Source organism: Synechococcus sp. EJ6-Ellesmere (genome assembly GCF_024345875.1).
Classification (GTDB): domain Bacteria; phylum Cyanobacteriota; class Cyanobacteriia; order PCC-6307; family Cyanobiaceae; genus Regnicoccus_A; species Regnicoccus_A antarcticus.
Map to the genome: position 1 here is coordinate 14,557 of NZ_JAGQBY010000016.1, position 16,052 is coordinate 30,608.

Below are 16,052 nucleotides of genomic sequence, written 5' to 3' on the forward strand. Positions count from 1 at the left end.
CTTCCCGAATGGCCTGCGCAGGGGTGGCCTCAGCCGTCGAGGCTGGCGAGGTAGTCGTGCACGCGGCAGCGCCGGGCCGGCTGGCGCAGCTTGTGCAGGGCCCGGGTTTCGATCTGGCGCACCCGCTCCCGTGAGAGCTGCATTCCCTCGCCGATCTGGGCCAGGGTGCGGGGAGTGTCGTCAGCCAGGCCGAAGCGCAGGCGAATCACCTCGGCCTCCCGCTCGCTGAGTTCATCGAGCAGGGCGTCGAGGTCACTGTGCAGCTGCTGGCGGGTGAGGCTCTGCTCGGGGGTGTCGCTGGTGGCCTCCAGCAGGTCCCCCAGGGGGGTGTCCTGATCGCGACCCACCTTGGCCTCCAGGGAGATCGAGCGGGGCACCCGCAGCAGGGTGAGACGCACGGCCTCCTCGCTCCACTGCAGGGCCTCGGCCAGCTCGGCGAGGCTGGCGGTGCGGCCATGGTCGCTGGCGAACTGGCGCTGGGCCTTCTTGATGCGGTTGAGCTTCTCGGTGACGTGCACCGGCAGGCGGATCGTGCGGCTCTGGGTGGCGATCGCCCGGGTGACGCCCTGGCGAATCCACCAGTAGGCGTAGGTGCTGAAGCGGAAGCCGCGGGTGGGGTCGTACTTCTCCACCGCCCGCTCCAGGCCGAGGGTGCCCTCCTGAACCAGATCGAGCAGTTCCACGCCCCGCTTCTGATACTTCTTGGCCACCGCCACCACCAGGCGCAGGTTGGCCTGGATCATGCGGTCGCGGGCCCGGCGGCCGCGCAGCAGCCGTTGCTGGAGGTCGCTGAGGCTGAGATCCAGGCAAGCGGCCCAGGTTCTGTGGCCCTCCTGAAGGAGGCGGCGCAACTCGGCCACGGGCAGGTCGCAGGCTTCCGCCCACTGGCCATGGGACGGCTGGTGGGTGAGGCGGCTGGCCAGCCGCTGGCGCACCACTTCCAGTTCAACCATGGCCTGCAGGATCGGCAGCTCAGTGGCCTGCTCCAGCCGCTGACTCAGCAGCGCCTCACGGGCCTGCACCTGACGGGCCAGGAGCAGCTCCTCCTCCTGGTTGAGCATGTCCACCCGGCCGATGTCCTGGAGGTAGAGCCGGACCAGATCGGCACTGGCACGGCTGGGCAGGGGGGAGCGGCCCCGGACGGCCCGGCCGGAGGACGCCGTGACGCTGTCGGGACCGGCATCGAGCTCAACCTCTACCTCGGGTTCTGGGCTGCCTTGAAGCACTGGTGTTGACCCTGAGGACACGAACCTTGATCTGAAGCTCCTTCACCATCGGGTTGCCACATAAAAGCAGCGCGAAACAGAAGGTTTCTCTTCAGGATCAGCCGGGTCTCGTGTCGCTCATTCCGGCTCCACCCAGGTGCTGGCCACGTGCAGATCCTCCAGTTGCTGGGGGGCCACGCCGGCGGGGGCCTGGGTGAGCAGGCAGCGGGCCTGCTGGGTTTTCGGGAAGGCGATCGTGTCTCGGATCGACTCCTCGCCGGCCAGCAGCATCACCATGCGATCGACCCCGAAGGCCAGGCCGCCGTGGGGAGGGGCACCCAGGTCGAGGGCCTCCATCAGGAAGCCGAACTGGCGCTCGGCCTCCTCCAGGGGCAGGCCGATGGTCTGCAGCACCTGGCGCTGCAGGGCCGAGTCATGGATGCGCAGGGAGCCGCCACCCAGCTCCAGGCCGTTCAGCACCAGGTCGTAGGCCTGGGCGCGGGCTGTGGGCAGGGTCTCGGCCCACTGGGCGGGATCGTTGCCCAGATCGTCTGGGTTGGGGGCGCAGAAGGGATGGTGCAGCGCCTCGAGGCGGTTCTCGCCGGCGTTGAACTCGAACATCGGGAAGTCCACCACCCAGAGGAAGTTCCAGGTGTCGTTGTCGCGATCAGCCGGCACCAGGCCCAGCTCGCGGGCCAGGTACTGGCGCACCCGGTCGAGGGCCTTGTTCACCGTGGCGGTGTCGCCGGCGCCGAACAGAAGCAGGGTGCCGGGCACCGCGCCGGTGCGCTCCAGCAGCTCGGCTTTGGTGGCGGCGCTGAGGTTGTCCTTGATGGCACCGATCGTGTCGATCTCGCCGCCCTCACGCACGCGGATGAAGGCCAGCCCCCCGGCCCCCGCCGCCTGGGCCTCGCTGAAGACATCACCACCGGGCTTGATGCGCACGTTGGACAGGGCCTCATTGCCTCCGGGTACGGCGATGCACTTCACCGAACCGCCGGCGGCCACGGCCCCGGAGAACACCTTGAAGCCCATGCCGGCCACCAGGTCGCTCACGTTGGTGAGCTCCATGCCATAGCGCGTGTCGGGCCGGTCGGTGCCGTAGCGATCCATCGCCTCGTGCCAGCTGAGGCGGGGAAAGGGCCGGGGCAGCTCGACCCCTCGGGCGGCCTTAGAGATCGCGGCGATCAGCGCTTCGTTGAGCTTCAGGATCTCCTCCTGGCCCATGAAGCACATCTGGATGTCGAGCTGGGTGAACTCCGGCTGGCGGTCGGCCCGCAGATCCTCGTCGCGGAAGCAGCGCGCCACCTGGTAGTAGCGCTCCAGGCCGCCCACCATCAGCAGCTGCTTGAACAGCTGCGGCGACTGGGGCAGGGCGAACCACTCGCCGCCGCACACCCGCGACGGCACCAGATAGTCGCGGGCGCCCTCGGGGGTGGAGCGGGTCAGCACGGGGGTTTCCACCTCGATGAAGCCCTGGTCTTCGAGGAAGCGGCGGGCCGCCTGGATCGTGCGGGCCCGCAGACGCAGGTTGCCGTTCATGCGCTCGCGGCGCAGATCCAGGTAGCGGTGACGCAGCCGCAGCTCCTCGCGGGTGTTCTCCTCGTCGTGCACCGACACGGGGAAGGGCAGGTTTCCCTTGACGCTGTTCAGCACCGTGATGGCGCTGGCCAGCACCTCCAGGCCGCCGGTGGCCAGTTTCGTGTTGATCGATTCCGCTGGCCTGGCCCGCACCCGCCCAGCCACCTGGATCACGGTCTCGTTGCGCAGGTGCTCGGCCACGGCAAAGGCCTCGGCCCCCAGATCGGGGTCCACCGTCACTTGCACCGTGCCGCTGCGGTCGCGCAGGTCGATGAAGATCACCCCGCCGTGGTCACGGCTGCGGTCGACCCAGCCGCAGAGCTGCACCTCCTCTCCGGTGACGTCCTGACGCAGGTCGCCGCACCCGTGGCTGCGCATGCTGTGAATCCCTGAGCAATCGGCGATTTTCCCACCCGGTGGGGCTGCCCCTGGCCTGCCGCAGCCGGCGCAGCCCGGATGGGCCTGCATGCAGGGGGCTTGCTGTGTTGCTGCTCCATGCACTTTCCCGGTTCGCTGGATGTGCTCAAGGCCCACGTGGCCGCCCTCGACCTTCCGGGCCACTGGAGCCTTGAGGGGGTGTTTGAGGTGTTTCGGCTCAAGCCCGGCGAGATGATCAACTTCTGGCCTGGCTCCGGCAAACTTGGCGTTGCCTGGGTAAGGGGGTGGAAAGATCTGCCGGCACGGGCGGCGGTACCACCAGCACCCCGTTGAACAGCACCGTCTGGGAGGCCCGCGCCACGATCGCGAAGACGAACGGCCGGTTCACCACAATCAGCCGGGTGGGAGATACCGGGCCGATTGAGGTTCTGCTGATCCCGCCGATCAGGGTGGCGGCGGCGGCCCTCACCCCGTTCTCGTTCAGCTCGATGCGGCTGTGGTGCCGAACGAGACCCACCTGGCTGGGCTGTTCCGAGAGCCGGTTCAGGTTGACGGTCCTGTCAAACAGAGGGGCCAGCCCCAGATCGGCCGCGATGGGCGATCCAGCCACCATGCTCACTCCATCGCTGAAGCTGAAGCTGGGCAGCTGGACTATCAGCGGCTGCCGGGCACCGTTGCTGCTGAACATCCGCTGGGTTGTTTCGGGCAGGGCTGGAATCGCCGCTTCCAGCAACCACCGGTCGATGTGCTTCTGCCCTGCCGCGGGCACATGCACGAGGAAGGCATACTCCCCGCCAGCGAAGGGGAGCTGGAAGGCCACGCTGCCATCCTCCAGGTCCACTATCTGTGCTGAATACCTCGCGCTGCGTATCGATCGGGCGGCCTGGTGTCGGCCGTCGAGCGTCACGAAGCGGTAGGCCCCGCCCGGGGCCACCCGCTGCATCGCCGTTCCCCAGCCTCCTTCGAACAGCGCGGTGTTCAGGATCACCCAGCGGAGTTTCGCCAGGGTGGGGTCGTCAATGACCGAAGGGATCAGCCCTTTGGTCTTTTGCTCAGCCCAGCTGTTGATGGCCTGCGCGGCGCCGGCGGCCTCGAAGTCGATCACCCGGTGGCTGGCGCCGTAGTGGGTCTGCGCCGCCAGCACGAACTCCTGCTTGAGCAGGAAGGGTTGGCTGTTGTTGGCGCCGTTTGTGGACCAGAGCCCCTGGCTGAGGCGGAAGCTGCCGCCGGTTTCCCCGGAGGTCACCGCCGTGCTGAATTGCTTCGCCAGTGGCCCGGCGATGTCGGCCACGCTGGTTTCCGCCCGTGGATCGCTGAGCAGCTGCGAGCGCAGCAGGTTGCGCGAGGCACCATCGGCACCCAGGGCGAGCACGCTCAGCGCATAGAACAGTGAGGGCCCGGACACCATCGAGTTGGCCATGCCGTTGTGGCGCAGATGGGAAGCCAGCAGTCGCGGACCGATCTGATTGATGGAGGTGCGCTGCCGCAGGCGCAGGGCCTCATCAGCGCGAGCCGATGGGACAGAGAGCAGAAGGCAGAGCAGCACGATGAACCGCTGCATCAGGGTTTTCACGGGTTTCGGTAGGGTGATTGCCTCACTCTTCGCGTCCGGCGGACGTTCCGCCATGGGGTGTTCACCCCAACTGCTGCTGCACGGCGCACACCAACCTTCAGACCATCAATCCCAGACCATCAACGGAACGGATGCTGAATCCCGAGCTGGCCGGATCGATCGTCTCGGTGATCATTGCCGATGATCACGCCATCATCCGTGACGCGATTCGTGATCTGCTGGTCAGCGGCACGGAGGGTCCGGAGATTCAGTACAACGTGATCGCCACGGCGGAGAACGGGCTGGAGACCGTTGCGGCCGTGAAGAATCACCGGCCCGATCTTCTGGTCCTTGATGTCGCGATGCCCCTCGGCACCGGGGCCGAGATCATCCGCGATCTGCGGCAGTGGAGTCCGAGCACCCGCATCGCCGTCTTCACCGGGATCGCCTCAGCCGGCACCCTGGCCGGCCTTGTGGAGGCGGGGGCCGACGGCCTGTTCAGCAAGGCCAATCCTCCCAGCGCCATGGTGGCGAAGTTTCCACTTCTGCTGAGCGGCGGCCGTTATGTGGCGCCGGAGTTCACCGAGCTGATCCGGCTCGGCCAGCAGAGCGGCACCCTCACCGACCGGGAACGTCAGGTGCTGAACAGGCTCGTCGCCGGCAAGTCGAACAAGGAGATCGCCGCCGAGCTCTACATCAGCCCCAAGACGGTGGAGAAACACCGTGCCAGCGTGATGAGCAAGCTTGAGGCCCACTCGGTGGTGCAGTTGATGGCGCGGGCCCTCAGCGAGGGGCTGATCGATCCCGCCACTAACGCGTTGGGGTGAACACCCCATGGGCCCCGGGGTCTCGGCTCAGGAGAATGGGCAGGCCGTGATTCCGCCCGGAACGCGCATGGACACCTCTTGCAGCAAGCGCGCCAGAGTCCCGGTGGCCATCCTGCTGGGCGGCGGCGTGGCGGGCGTGATTCTGCTGGGCGCCGGTGCGGCCCAGGCCCTGACGCCGGGCTATGTGCCGGGGATCGCCGATGGCGTTTTCTACACCTTTCTGATCACCGCCATCGCCCTTTCCGCCGCCATCATCACGGCCTGCCAGCAGCTGCAGTGGCTGGTGTATGTGCTGTTCTCCCTGTTGTTGCTGCTCAGCGTGGCGAGCATCGATGGCACCCTGGCCCACCTCCTTGGGGGCGGGGATTTCGTGCTCTGGGTGGTGCCTTATCTGTGCGTGTCGCTCTCCACGGCCTTCGGCTATCTGGTGGTGGTTCTGCGCATCGAAGGCTCTCACCGTTTCACGCGGCTGCGGCCGGTCTTCGCCTGGCTGGCCCTGCTCACCGCCCTGCTGCCCCTCAGCAGTGCGCTGTGGTTGCAGCGGATCTCACTGGTCACGATGTGGATGCCACTGAAGGGCCTGTTTTTGGTGATGCTGTTCGCTCAGGTGCTGCCGCCGCTCACCTGGTCGATCCGTGATCCCCGGCAGCGGCGGCTGACTCGGGCCTTCCCGGTGGTAGTGGGCGGTTTCGCCACGGCGGTGCAGCTGAGTCACTGGGGCGGTGCTGGGTGGCCCCAGCCTGTCTTCAACCAGCTGAACCGCTTCACCCTTCTCCTCTCGGCGGCGTTTTCCCTGGCGATCGTGATCTGGCAGGTGCTGGCCACCACACGGGAGAAGGCCCGCGCCGAACGGCAGACCCTGCTGGCCGAGCGCAACGAGGCCCGGCTGAAGCTGGCCCTGGCCGAGGCGGAGGCGGACTACCAGAAGGCCGTGTCCGTCGCCACACGGCACCGCTCGAAATTGCAGACCGTGTCGCATGATCTCCGACAGCCAGTGGCGGCCTTGCGGCACGCGGTGGATCAGCTGCAGCGGGCGGGTCATGACCAGGAAGCCGACAGGCTCTCACGGGCCGTGGACTATGTGGCCAGTCTGGCCAGGGCCTATACCCAGGATCCCGAGGCCGAGGCCATGGGCGACGGGGCCTCGCAATCCCCCGCGGGCGGGCCTGAGCTGGTGGCCAGTGGGATGTTTGCGCGCACCCTTGAGCAGATGTTCGCGGGTCAGGCTGCCCAGCAGGGGGTGCGCCTGCGCATCGTCTGCCCGCCCAGCAGCATCCGGGTGGAGCCGCTGGCCGCGATGCGGATCATGGCCAACCTGATCGCCAATTCCCTGGCCCATGCGGCGCCGTCACGCCTTCTGGTGGGTTTCATGCCCCGTGGCGACAGGGTGCTTTTCCGCGTGCATGACGACGGCGTGGGCATGGACCCGAACACCCTCGCCCGGGTGATGCAGCCCGGCTGCAAGGGCACGAACTCAGAAGGCGAGGGCCTCGGGCTCGGCATCGTGCAGGCGTTGTGCCAGGCCCATGGCATGCCGTTCGAGTTGCATTCCTTGCCCGGCCGTGGCACCTCGGTGATCGTGGCGTTGCCGCGCCATCAGGCCGCCTCCTGAAACCGGGCTGCACAGGCCCCATCACCGCCGTTGCCCTGGCTGGCCATCTCGTCGGCCAGGACGGGCTGCTGCGTCTGCCAGCCTCCGGCCTGGCGCAGGGCCAGGATCCTGGCGGTGAACGGTGTGGCGCCGCTGGGGCCGATCCCGGTGATGAAGCGGCCACACACCTCGATCGCATCGCCTCCTGCCCAGGAAGCCCCGATCAGCGCATACAGCCGCCAACCCTGATTCAGGGGGATGGCCCGGACCATCGCCCGGGGGCCCCCTGCATCCTCACCAGGCGGGAGCAGATAGAGGCCACCGCTGCAGGGATGGGTGGCCAGAACCATGCCGCCCTCCAGGATCTGCAGCGGCTTGGTGCGGCCGGGATCCTCCAGCACGCAGCTGGCGATGGCTGGCGGCGCGGCATCGGCGAGGCTCGCCCCGGGTTCGCCAGCCTCGGCTCCATGGGGCAGGCCGAGCAGCAGAACGATGAGCGCAAACAACCCATTTGTTCTGGTCATGGGTGTAGCGGTGGATGACACTATCTGCGCCCATTCTGTTCTGCCTCCATCGATCACAGCAGGGTGTCCACGAAATGGGGTGAACACCCCATTTCGTGGACAGCGGCACCGCATTTACGTTGTGGACATCGGTCAAAAGCCGAGTCTTCCCACAAAAAAATCATGGCCAACACACTGAAAACTCCTCGCTTTGCCACCTTCACAGCGGCTGCGACTCTCGCAGCCGTGGCCTCACTCACCAGCGTTTCCGTTCCTGCCCAGGCTGCCCTGTTCAACACCTGCAAGAACGTTCGCATCACCATCCAGAACAACACCAGCCTGCCGATCGAGGCCCGCTATCTGCGTGTCTACGATCCCCACAGCAACGACTGGGACACCGAACAGCTGACCAACAAGAAAATCATGCCGGGCTCCAGTTACACCTACAAGGAGAATCTCGCCGATGTTGGCGGCAAGGCGTTCAAGCTGAAGCCTTACTACAAATCACTCCGCCAAACATCGTCTGGGGCGCGGTGGAGCTCCACGGTGTCTGGCAGCTCGCAAAAATTCGAGCGCTGCGACAACGATGGCTCCTACTCGCTGTCAATCAGCAACAGCGGGCCATCGCAGGGCCTTGGGGCGGACATGTTCCCCACCCGCAGGGAGGCTCTCAGGCGTGCCCGCCAGATCAGGGGGTGCCGCGGAGAAGCTTTCACCACCAGGCTCGGTTTCAGGCGTTTCTGGATGCCCTGCTGCAATCTCCAGGCGTACCAGACGGCCATGGCAGGCCGGGGTTGACGGGATGGAGCCGGATCGGATGGGGTTGGCAATGGGTGATCACACGGCTAGACATCAGGGAGTGCGCGCCGCCTGCATGTCCAAACTGCCTGGACGGACCAGGCTGGCGCGGTCATGGGGGGGACGCTGGCTGCCGTTGCTGCTGACGCCGCTGCTGTCGGCCCCTGTGGTTCTTCTGCCGGCAGCAGCGCAGGCCCAGGGGTTGGGGATCCCGGCCTTTCTGCCGAACCGCACGGCGGTGCCCGCCACGGCTCCGATGCCGCTGGACGGAATCTGGAGGATCAGCAGCAACGGGAAGCGCATCCGCATCCAGGCCGGCCGCGCCTTCGCCCTGGATGGCTGGAACCACATGGTCGTGCTGAACATCCAGCCCGGCATGGTGGTGATCCGCAACATCACACCTACGGGCCCCGGGCTGTATCAGGGCGACGATCTGCCCCTGCTGGGTCGCTGGAACGCCCGGGTGGACACCCAGGACAACCTGATGGTGACCGTGCAGGGCCAGATGCTCCCCGTGAGCTACACCCTCACCCCGGTGCAGCTCGACAACGCCGCCTGGTTCGCCCAGGAGAAGGCGCTGGCACTGCCCGGCACTCCTGGCGGGCCTCCGATCTACGAACCATCCCCCCCTCCCGGCGGCGGCGATGGCGACGACTGGGAGGAGGTTCCTGAGCAGCCTGAGCCGCCCGAAGAGCCGGGCGAGCCTGAGGGGCCCGACGAGCCCCCCATCGAGACACCGGGAGGCGACGCAGACGATTCCCTCATGGAGAGCCTCGAGGCCACTGCGCGGCGCAACAACCCTCTGATCAGCGCCCTCAAGGGCATCGGCACCTGCTTCGCTCGCTCGGCCAACCGCAACGCCCTGCTCACCGCGATCAGGAAGCGCGATTCAGCGGCGGCGGCCGACGTGGCCCAGCGCTGCATCACTGCCGAGACACGGCGCTCCCTGCGGGCCATGCGGCTGGTGGCGGAAGACGGTTCGAGTTCGCCGCCCCAGTCGCTGAACGTGGGGCTGGGGGCCAGCGCGGGGGCGTTGCTCGGGGCCGGCTTCGATGGCGGCTTCATATTCGACCTCAACGGCTCCGACCCGCCGCGGCTCTATCTCAGCGGCATGTCGGGGGCAGGCGCCGAGGGATTCAATGGTGGCGATGTGATCGCGGGAGTGAATGTGGGTCCCTCCAGCCCGGGCCTCTCGAAATACAGCGCCTTCATGGTGTCGGGCGACATCGGCGTGGGGGCCGGAGCTGCGGTCGTCACCGAGCGCTGGCGGGCCCTGCGCGACAGGGTGGGTCTCCCCAAGGGGTTCCAGGTGAGTGTGGGGGCAGGGCTGGGGGCCAATCTGGGCTCGAAGTACAACATCCGCACCCGCATCTACAAGGAGTCGAGGCCCGCCTGCCGTGACATCACGGCACGGCTGCGCAACGGCACCGGCCAGGCCATCACTGTGCTGGATCTGGATTACTGGGATCCGGTGTCGAAGATCTGGCGCTCGGAGCCCACCATCAACAAGCAGCTCTCTCCTGGCGAGTTGTGGAGCAAGACCTCGACCCTGGAGAAGGTGGGAGAGAAGGACACCAAGCTGCGGGTGAAATACAAACTCACCGGCCTGCTCAAGCCCACCACCTATTACTCGCCCAGCTTCGGCAGCGGCCCCTGCACCGACAACAAGGTGTTCAGCCACACCCTCAAGGCCCGCAATCCCGAAACGCGATCCGATTGCCGCATTAACCTGCGCGTGCGCAACAACACGGGCCGCAAGATCCGCATCGTTGATCTCGACTACTGGGATGCCCTCTCGCAGAAATGGCGCTCGAAAATCACTCCCGATCGGAGCCTGGCCTCGGGAGCCACCTGGACCACGAGCCCAACCCTGAACAAGATGGGCAACGCGGACACCAGGCTGCGAGTGGAGTACTGGGCCGGCATGTCGCGGAAGAGCCAGACCTTCCCGATCAGCCGCTGCAGCAACAGAGGCTATTCGTTTGTGCTCCGCTAGATCAGCAGATTTAGATCAGAAGATTCCCAAGTTTTTCTTCTTGCAGTAGCCCGCTCCCACGTTCATCCAGCCCGACTCGCAGGGCTTTCCGTAGGTAGGCTTCATCTAGATAATTGATGGGGGAAGCGCAGTGCCGCTCCAGGTCATTGACAGACCCGGAGCGGGCATATGACGTGGATCCCGGAAACCGGTTCTGGTGAATGAGAGTCCTCAGCGGGCCAGACTAGCGCCGGTAAAAGGGCCGCTTCACCACCACGGCGGGCTCCGCCTTTCCGCGGATCTCCACCGCCAGTTCGGTGCCCACCCGGGTGGCGTCGGCAGGCACGTAGGCCAGGGCGATCGCCTCCCCCAGGGTGGGCGACCAGGTGCCGCTGGTGACCTCCCCCACCACCTGGCCAGCGCGCAGCACCGGATAGCCATGGCGCGCAATCGCCCGGCCCTGCAGCTTCAGCCCCACCAGGCGCCGGCTCACCCCCTCGGCGCTCTGGCGCTCCAGCACCTCCCGGCCGATGAACGCCGCCGGCATCTCCAGGTGCACCAGCCAGCCCAGGGAGGCCTCCAGAGGAGTGGTGGTGCTGTTCATGTCGCTGCCATAGAGGTGCATGGCCGCCTCCAGGCGCAGGGTGTCGCGGGCACCGAGGCCGCAGGGGGTCACCCCCTCCGCCAGCAGCTGGGCCCAGAGGGCCTTGCCGGCGGCGCGATCCAGCAGCAGCTCCACGCCGTCTTCGCCGGTGTAGCCGGTGCGGGCCACGAAAGCGGTGGCGCCGGCGGCTTCCGCCGCCGCGGTGCCGGCCAGCTGGATGCTGCGGTGCCCGAAGCGGGGCAAGCCGCCCAGATCGGTTGCGGCCAGAGCCTCCAGCCGGGCGATCGCCTCGGGGCCCTGCAGGGCCAGCAGCACCCCATCGGCCTTGCGGTCGGTGATCACCAGACCAGAGGGCTCCAGCTGGCTGCGCAGCCAGGCGGTGTCGGCCTCGGCGCAGCCGGCGTTGATGATCAGCAGCACTTCATCAGCTGGGCCTTCGTCGTCTTCAGGCCGGCCGAGGTCGTAGACGATCAGATCGTCGCGGATGCCGCCGGCCTCGTTGAGCAGCACGGTGTAGGTGGCCTCACCCGGGCCAATCCGGAACAGATCGCTGGGCACCAGAGCCTGCAGGGCGTCCTTGGCGCCATCACCCCGCAGGCGCAGCACACCCATGTGGGAGATGTCGAAGACGCCGCAGGCCTGACGCACGGCCTTGTGTTCCTGCACCAGGCCCTGGAACTGCACGGGCATCTCCCAGCCCTCGAAGGGCACCAGTCGGGCGCCAGCGTCGCGGCAGGCCCCATGCAGAGGCGTTCGCTTCAGGGAGTCCGCCATGGGATGAGCTGTCGCGTCTGCTGGCGGGGATCCTATGGACGCCAGGCAATACCGAAGACTTCCGGCAGGTTCGGTTTTTCCCCTGGCCTGATCAAGGGAAGGTCCTTACCTTGAGTGCCCTGAATGGGTCGCGCCCATGGGCCAGCGCCCGAACTGTCGTAGCTGCAACCACTGCCACGCTCCCGAGGAGTCCTTCGGCGCGGAGCAAAGCTGGTGCCAGATGCGACGGCTGGCGATCCACCCCGAACTGGCCGCGGATCTCTGGTGCCACCACTGGACCCCTCGTCCGCCCCGCTTGCCCAGCGTCGACCACTCCCAGGTGGCGATACCGATACCTGCCAACCGCCAGCTCGCTCTCACCGACCTGCTGGTGGCCGCCAGCTGAGCTTCAGCCGGGCGTGGATTGATTTCGCTGCATTTTCGCCGCATCGTGTCATCCACATAGCCAACTGAACAGCGCAGCGCACGCCATGCTGAGCTCTTTGATCCCTGAATGGAGGTAGTTGATTGGTTGCACTCGCACCCGCAACGCCGGTTGAACTGATGGCGTCCCAGGTGGACGGAGAGACCCTCACCCTGCCCACGGGCTCCCATATCTTTCACCCAGGTGATCTCGCCCGCGCCATCTACGGAGTCCGCAAGGGCATCGTCGAACTGATCGACGCCTCCAGAAATCGCCTCTGCTACCGCCACGGCGAGCTGTTCAGCTACGAAGACATCGCCTGGCGCGGCGGCTACTTCCGCAACGAGGCCATCGCCCGCACCCCGGTGGAACTGGTGAAGCTGGAGCGATTGAACTTCCTCAACCTGCTGCACAACCACCCCACGCTGGCGGTGGTGCTGATCGGGCAGCAGCACGAACGGCTGCGGGAGCAACGGTCCAGCGGCTCCTACTCCTACTGAGCCTGGCCCAGCAGCAGCAGCAGGCTGCGGGTCACCTTCGCCGCCAGCACCGCGCTCACGCCAGTGGGATCCAGGCCGGGGGCGAGTTCGACCACATCGGCCGCCACCAGCCGGTGGTGGCGCAGTTCCTCCAGCAGCCCCGCGAAGTGGCCCCAGTGGTAGCCCCCGGGCTCGGGGGTGCCGGTGCCGGGCAGCACGGCTGGATCGAACCAGTCGAGGTCGACGGTGAGGTAGATCGGCCGGCCCCGCAGGGGCGCGAGGGCTGCAGCGAGCTCCGCCTGCAGCCGCTCGGGCTGCAGCGACAGGCCCGGGCCCTGCCCCACCAGCCGGCCACTACGGCGCAGCTCCTCGAACTCCTCGCGGGTGCCGCTGCGGATCGCCACCTGGAGCAGATCGCCGGAGGGGAGCACCTCCAGGCAGCGGCGCATCGCACAGGCGTGGCTGTGTCGTGCCCCCAGCCAGCTCTGGCGCAGATCGGCGTGGGCATCGAGCTGCACCAGGACCAGGTCGGGATGGCGGGCGGCCACGGCGGCTACCGCGCCACTGCTGATCGAGTGCTCACCGCCGAGCATCAGTGGCCGCAGCCCCAGCTCCAGCACCGCACTGGTGGCCTCTCCGACAGCGTCCACCACCGGCTCGGGCGCACCGAAGGGAATGGCCACCGCCCCAAGATCCGCGAAGGCGAGGTCGTCGAGATCGAGATCCAGCTGGGGGTCGTAGGTTTCCAGCCCGCTGCTCACCTCCCGGATCGCCGCCGGCCCGAAGCGGGTGCCCGGCCTGAAGGAGGTGGTGCCGTCGTAGGGCACCCCGAAGAGGGCCACCCGGCAACCCTCGGGGTCGCGCCGCGATCCCATGAAGATGGCGCCATCGCGATCGAACAGGTCGGACTCGAGACGATCCAGTGCAGCGGAAACAGCCATCGGCTCAGGCCTGGGGGTGGTCAAGGGCCCGCTCGATGCCGGCCGGAATGGCCTCGAAGGCACCGCGCTGCCAGCGGGGCGACCAGATCTCACAGCCGGCCGCCACCGCCTCGGCCCGCTCGGGCCTGGGCTCCAGATAGCGGGGGCCGTCGACGGCCGCGAAGGTCCAGCTCCACCAGCCGCTGGGGTACATCGGCACCCAGCCATAGAGCGGATCGGCGTGGCCGAACACCTCCCGCAGCAGCCGCACGGTGGCCAGGTGCACCTCGCGGAAGGCCTCCGGGGATTCGCTCTGGGTGGCGAACACCCCTCCGGGCCGCAGCAGGCGTCGGCACTGCTGGAAGAAGGCCCGATTGAACAGGCCCTCAGCGGGGCCTGCGGGGTCAGAGCCGTCGACGATCACCACGTCGTAGCTGGCGGCGGCAGCCGCCGACACCCAGGCGATGCCATCCCCCACCGTGAGCTGAAAGCGGGGGTCGTCCCAGCAGCCGCCACCGAGGGAGGGCAGATAACGCTGGGCGCACTCCACCACCAGCCCGTCGATCTCCACCAGATCGAGGTGGCGCACGCCTGGGTGGCGCAGGCACTCCCGCGCCGTGCCACCGTCGCCACCGCCGATCACCAGCACCCGCTCGAGGCTGGCGGCGGCACAGAGGGCCGGATGCACCAGCGGCTCGTGGTAGTGACGCTCCTGGCGCTCGGCCGTCATCCAGCAGCCATCGAGCAGCAGCCCCTTGCCATAGCGCCGGCTCTCGATGATCGTGACCCTCTGGTAAGGGCTGGACTGCTCCAGCAGCACCTCGGCTTCGAGGCCGTAGCGGACACCCTGGTGAATTTCATCAACCCAGCCAGCGGTTGGATCCATGGCTGCTGACTCCCGGAGCCGCCCTAGCTAAGCCTCCAGAGGAGCACCCTGTCACCCAGACGTCCCTGGGCCCGCACCATCGAGGAACCTGAGCCGATGACGCTTTCCAGACGGGAATGGCTGCAGCGCGCGGGCCTGGCAGCCGGAGCCCTGGCCCTGCCGGAGCTGAGTCCAGCCCGGGCGGAGGCCGGCCCGCTCACCCCTGAGCTTGAGCACAGCCTCACGGCATGCTCGCCCCACGACGATCCGCTCGGCAGCCTGCTGCGCCGCAATGGTCAGTTCAGCCGCGCCTGGCAGGCCGCCGCCAGGGCCGGCAGCCCCCAGGAGCGCACCGCGCTGATGAATACCCTCTGGCAGAGCAGTTGTCAGGTGGACCCGAGCGCCATGGCCAGCGGCCAGCGGCCCTGGGCGGCCCTGCTGAGCTGCGCTGATTCCCGGGTGTCTCCGGAGTGGATCTTCGTGTCGGGATCCGGGGAGCTGTTCGATGTGCGCTGCGCGGGCAACACCGCCTTCGACGACGGCGTCGCCTCGCTGGAGTACGCGGTGGCGGAGCTGGCGGTGCCCCTGATCCTGGTGATGGGCCACAGCGGCTGCGGGGCCGTCACCGCCGCCCTGGCCGAAGCACCGCTCACCCCGCTGCTGGAGCACCTGGTCACGCCGATCCGGGCGGCGCTGGTGCCGGGCGACGACCTCAGCCTGGCGATCCGCCACAACGCCTGCCACTCCGCCCAGGAGCTGAGCCGGCGCAGCGCCCTCCTGCGGGAAGCGGTGAGCGCCGGGCGGCTGAAGATCCAGCCCGCCTGCTTCGACATCGCCAGCGGCGCGGTCTCGCTGCTGTGAGTCACCCAGTGGCGATCGATGCCTGACCTGCCTCTGAACGAGCGGCTGGTGATCCCGGCGGCCGAGCTGAGCTGGCGCTTCTCCCGCTCCTCGGGGCCGGGCGGCCAGGGGGTGAACACCACCGATTCACGGGTGGAGCTGGTGTTCGATCTGGCGGCCACCACGGCGCTGCCGCCCCTGCTCAAGGCTCGGGCCCTGCGGCGGCTGGAGGGGCGCCTGCTGGATGGCGCGCTGCTGCTCACGGCGTCGGAGCACCGCTCCCAGTGGCAGAACCGCCAGGCCGCTCTGCGGCGGCTGGCGGAGCTGCTGCGCTCCGCCATCGAACCTCCACCACCGCCCCGCCGGCGCACCAAGCCCACCCGGGGGTCGGTGGAACGGCGCCTGAGTGCCAAGAAGCAACGGGGGGCGATCAAGGGCCAGCGCCGCTCGCGGCCCCCGCTGCCCGACGACTGAACCGCTGGAGCAGGCGGCTCAGGCCAAGGCGTTCCGGCCTTCGGTCTCCGCGCGGATCTGGGCCTTGGCCTGCTGCCAGAGGGCCTCCAGCTCAGCGAGGCTCTGACCCTGAAGGGTCCCGCCAAGGGCCGCCTCCACGCGGGAGAAGCGATCCAGGAAGCGGCGGTTGGTGCCCGCCAGGCCGGCCTCTGGATCAAGGCCACACCAGCGGGCCACGTTCCCCAGGGTGAAGAGCACATCCCCCAGCTACTCCTGGGCGTGGACCTTGTCGCCGCTGGCCACA

The 16,052-nt window shown here is 67.9% G+C and carries 15 protein-coding genes and 1 pseudogene; 8 read left to right on the forward strand and 8 right to left on the reverse strand.

Annotation, left to right across the window (positions count from 1 at the left end; genetic code table 11):
* Positions 1 to 29 precede the first annotated feature (29 nt).
* From KBY78_RS03025 to KBY78_RS03035, 3 genes are all read right to left on the reverse strand, one after another.
* Positions 30 to 1,124, reverse strand: coding sequence for an RNA polymerase sigma factor, RpoD/SigA family (locus KBY78_RS03025; protein WP_255142290.1), 1,095 nt, complete (start codon positions 1,122 to 1,124; stop codon positions 30 to 32).
* Between the two features lie 219 nt (positions 1,125 to 1,343).
* Positions 1,344 to 3,164 (reverse strand): aspartate--tRNA ligase, encoded by a 1,821-nt coding sequence (aspS, locus tag KBY78_RS03030; RefSeq protein ID WP_255142278.1) that lies wholly within the window; start codon positions 3,162 to 3,164, stop codon positions 1,344 to 1,346.
* A 235-nt stretch (positions 3,165 to 3,399) separates the two neighbouring features.
* Positions 3,400 to 4,737 carry a serpin family protein gene (locus KBY78_RS03035; protein ID WP_255142279.1) on the reverse strand — a complete coding sequence of 446 codons (1,338 nt, stop codon included), beginning with the start codon at positions 4,735 to 4,737 and terminating at the stop codon, positions 3,400 to 3,402.
* Positions 4,738 to 4,868: 131 nt separating this feature from the next.
* Here KBY78_RS03035 and KBY78_RS03040 point away from each other — a divergent pair, with 131 nt between their 5' ends.
* Positions 4,869 to 5,543 carry a response regulator transcription factor gene (locus KBY78_RS03040; protein ID WP_255142280.1) on the forward strand — a complete coding sequence of 225 codons (675 nt, stop codon included), beginning with the start codon at positions 4,869 to 4,871 and terminating at the stop codon, positions 5,541 to 5,543.
* 103 nt (positions 5,544 to 5,646) lie between these two features.
* A complete protein-coding gene (locus tag KBY78_RS03045; RefSeq protein ID WP_255142281.1) occupies positions 5,647 to 7,155 on the forward strand; it encodes a HAMP domain-containing sensor histidine kinase in 1,509 nt (502 codons plus the stop codon).
* On the opposite strand, the gene KBY78_RS03050 is transcribed toward KBY78_RS03045, so the two are convergent.
* A complete protein-coding gene (locus KBY78_RS03050) occupies positions 7,140 to 7,658 on the reverse strand; it encodes a hypothetical protein (RefSeq protein ID WP_255142282.1) in 519 nt (172 codons plus the stop codon). The genes KBY78_RS03045 and KBY78_RS03050 overlap by 16 nt on opposite strands.
* A 63-nt stretch (positions 7,659 to 7,721) precedes the next feature.
* Between KBY78_RS03050 and KBY78_RS03055 the strand changes: the two genes are divergently transcribed.
* Positions 7,722 to 8,435, forward strand: a complete 714-nt coding sequence (locus tag KBY78_RS03055) for a hypothetical protein (RefSeq protein WP_255142283.1) — start codon at positions 7,722 to 7,724, stop codon at positions 8,433 to 8,435.
* 76 nt (positions 8,436 to 8,511) lie between these two features.
* Complete coding sequence (locus KBY78_RS03060; protein WP_255142284.1) at positions 8,512 to 10,431, forward strand: hypothetical protein; 1,920 nt, start codon at positions 8,512 to 8,514, stop codon at positions 10,429 to 10,431.
* A gap of 223 nt (positions 10,432 to 10,654) precedes the next feature.
* Here the strand turns inward: KBY78_RS03060 and gcvT are convergent, their stop codons facing one another.
* Positions 10,655 to 11,788, reverse strand: coding sequence for a glycine cleavage system aminomethyltransferase GcvT (gene gcvT, locus KBY78_RS03065; RefSeq protein WP_255142286.1), 1,134 nt, complete (start codon positions 11,786 to 11,788; stop codon positions 10,655 to 10,657).
* A gap of 136 nt (positions 11,789 to 11,924) precedes the next feature.
* On the opposite strand from gcvT, the gene KBY78_RS03070 reads away from it, so the two are divergent.
* Positions 11,925 to 12,173 (forward strand): hypothetical protein, encoded by a 249-nt coding sequence (locus KBY78_RS03070; RefSeq protein ID WP_006172994.1) that lies wholly within the window; start codon positions 11,925 to 11,927, stop codon positions 12,171 to 12,173.
* A 158-nt stretch (positions 12,174 to 12,331) separates the two neighbouring features.
* Positions 12,332 to 12,691, forward strand: coding sequence for a cyclic nucleotide-binding domain-containing protein (locus KBY78_RS03075; RefSeq protein ID WP_006172993.1), 360 nt, complete (start codon positions 12,332 to 12,334; stop codon positions 12,689 to 12,691).
* Here KBY78_RS03075 and speB read toward each other — a convergent pair.
* Complete coding sequence (gene speB, locus KBY78_RS03080; protein WP_255142287.1) at positions 12,685 to 13,611, reverse strand: agmatinase; 927 nt, start codon at positions 13,609 to 13,611, stop codon at positions 12,685 to 12,687. The genes KBY78_RS03075 and speB overlap by 7 nt on opposite strands.
* A 4-nt stretch (positions 13,612 to 13,615) precedes the next feature.
* On the reverse strand, positions 13,616 to 14,476 hold the full coding sequence (gene speE / locus KBY78_RS03085; protein WP_006172991.1) for a polyamine aminopropyltransferase: 861 nt from the start codon (positions 14,474 to 14,476) through the stop codon (positions 13,616 to 13,618).
* Between the two features lie 96 nt (positions 14,477 to 14,572).
* On the opposite strand from speE, the gene KBY78_RS03090 reads away from it, so the two are divergent.
* Both KBY78_RS03090 and arfB read left to right on the forward strand, forming a co-directional pair.
* Positions 14,573 to 15,316, forward strand: a complete 744-nt coding sequence (locus KBY78_RS03090) for a carbonic anhydrase (protein ID WP_006172990.1) — start codon at positions 14,573 to 14,575, stop codon at positions 15,314 to 15,316.
* Between the two features lie 18 nt (positions 15,317 to 15,334).
* Positions 15,335 to 15,769: an alternative ribosome rescue aminoacyl-tRNA hydrolase ArfB gene (gene arfB, locus KBY78_RS03095; RefSeq protein WP_255142288.1), complete on the forward strand. Its 435-nt coding sequence runs from the start codon at positions 15,335 to 15,337 to the stop codon at positions 15,767 to 15,769.
* An 18-nt stretch (positions 15,770 to 15,787) separates the two neighbouring features.
* Here arfB and KBY78_RS03100 read toward each other — a convergent pair.
* Positions 15,788 to 16,052 (reverse strand): annotated as a pseudogene (locus tag KBY78_RS03100) (nucleoside triphosphate pyrophosphohydrolase); the annotation flags it as partial.

What these genes read in the sequence shown, in the direction of transcription:
- aspS (WP_255142278.1), bottom strand. Translation starts at nt 3,164, where the DNA reads ATGCGCAGCCACGGGTGCGGCGACCTGCGTCAGGACGTCACCGGAGAG.
- KBY78_RS03040 (WP_255142280.1), top strand. Translation starts at nt 4,869, where the DNA reads ATGCTGAATCCCGAGCTGGCCGGATCGATCGTCTCGGTGATCATTGCC.
- KBY78_RS03050 (WP_255142282.1), bottom strand. Translation starts at nt 7,658, where the DNA reads ATGACCAGAACAAATGGGTTGTTTGCGCTCATCGTTCTGCTGCTCGGC.
- KBY78_RS03060 (WP_255142284.1), top strand. Translation starts at nt 8,512, where the DNA reads ATGTCCAAACTGCCTGGACGGACCAGGCTGGCGCGGTCATGGGGGGGA.
- gcvT (WP_255142286.1), bottom strand. Translation starts at nt 11,788, where the DNA reads ATGGCGGACTCCCTGAAGCGAACGCCTCTGCATGGGGCCTGCCGCGAC.
- KBY78_RS03070 (WP_006172994.1), top strand. Translation starts at nt 11,925, where the DNA reads ATGGGCCAGCGCCCGAACTGTCGTAGCTGCAACCACTGCCACGCTCCC.
- KBY78_RS03075 (WP_006172993.1), top strand. Translation starts at nt 12,332, where the DNA reads ATGGCGTCCCAGGTGGACGGAGAGACCCTCACCCTGCCCACGGGCTCC.
- speB (WP_255142287.1), bottom strand. Translation starts at nt 13,611, where the DNA reads ATGGCTGTTTCCGCTGCACTGGATCGTCTCGAGTCCGACCTGTTCGAT.
- speE (WP_006172991.1), bottom strand. Translation starts at nt 14,476, where the DNA reads ATGGATCCAACCGCTGGCTGGGTTGATGAAATTCACCAGGGTGTCCGC.
- KBY78_RS03090 (WP_006172990.1), top strand. Translation starts at nt 14,573, where the DNA reads ATGACGCTTTCCAGACGGGAATGGCTGCAGCGCGCGGGCCTGGCAGCC.
- arfB (WP_255142288.1), top strand. Translation starts at nt 15,335, where the DNA reads ATGCCTGACCTGCCTCTGAACGAGCGGCTGGTGATCCCGGCGGCCGAG.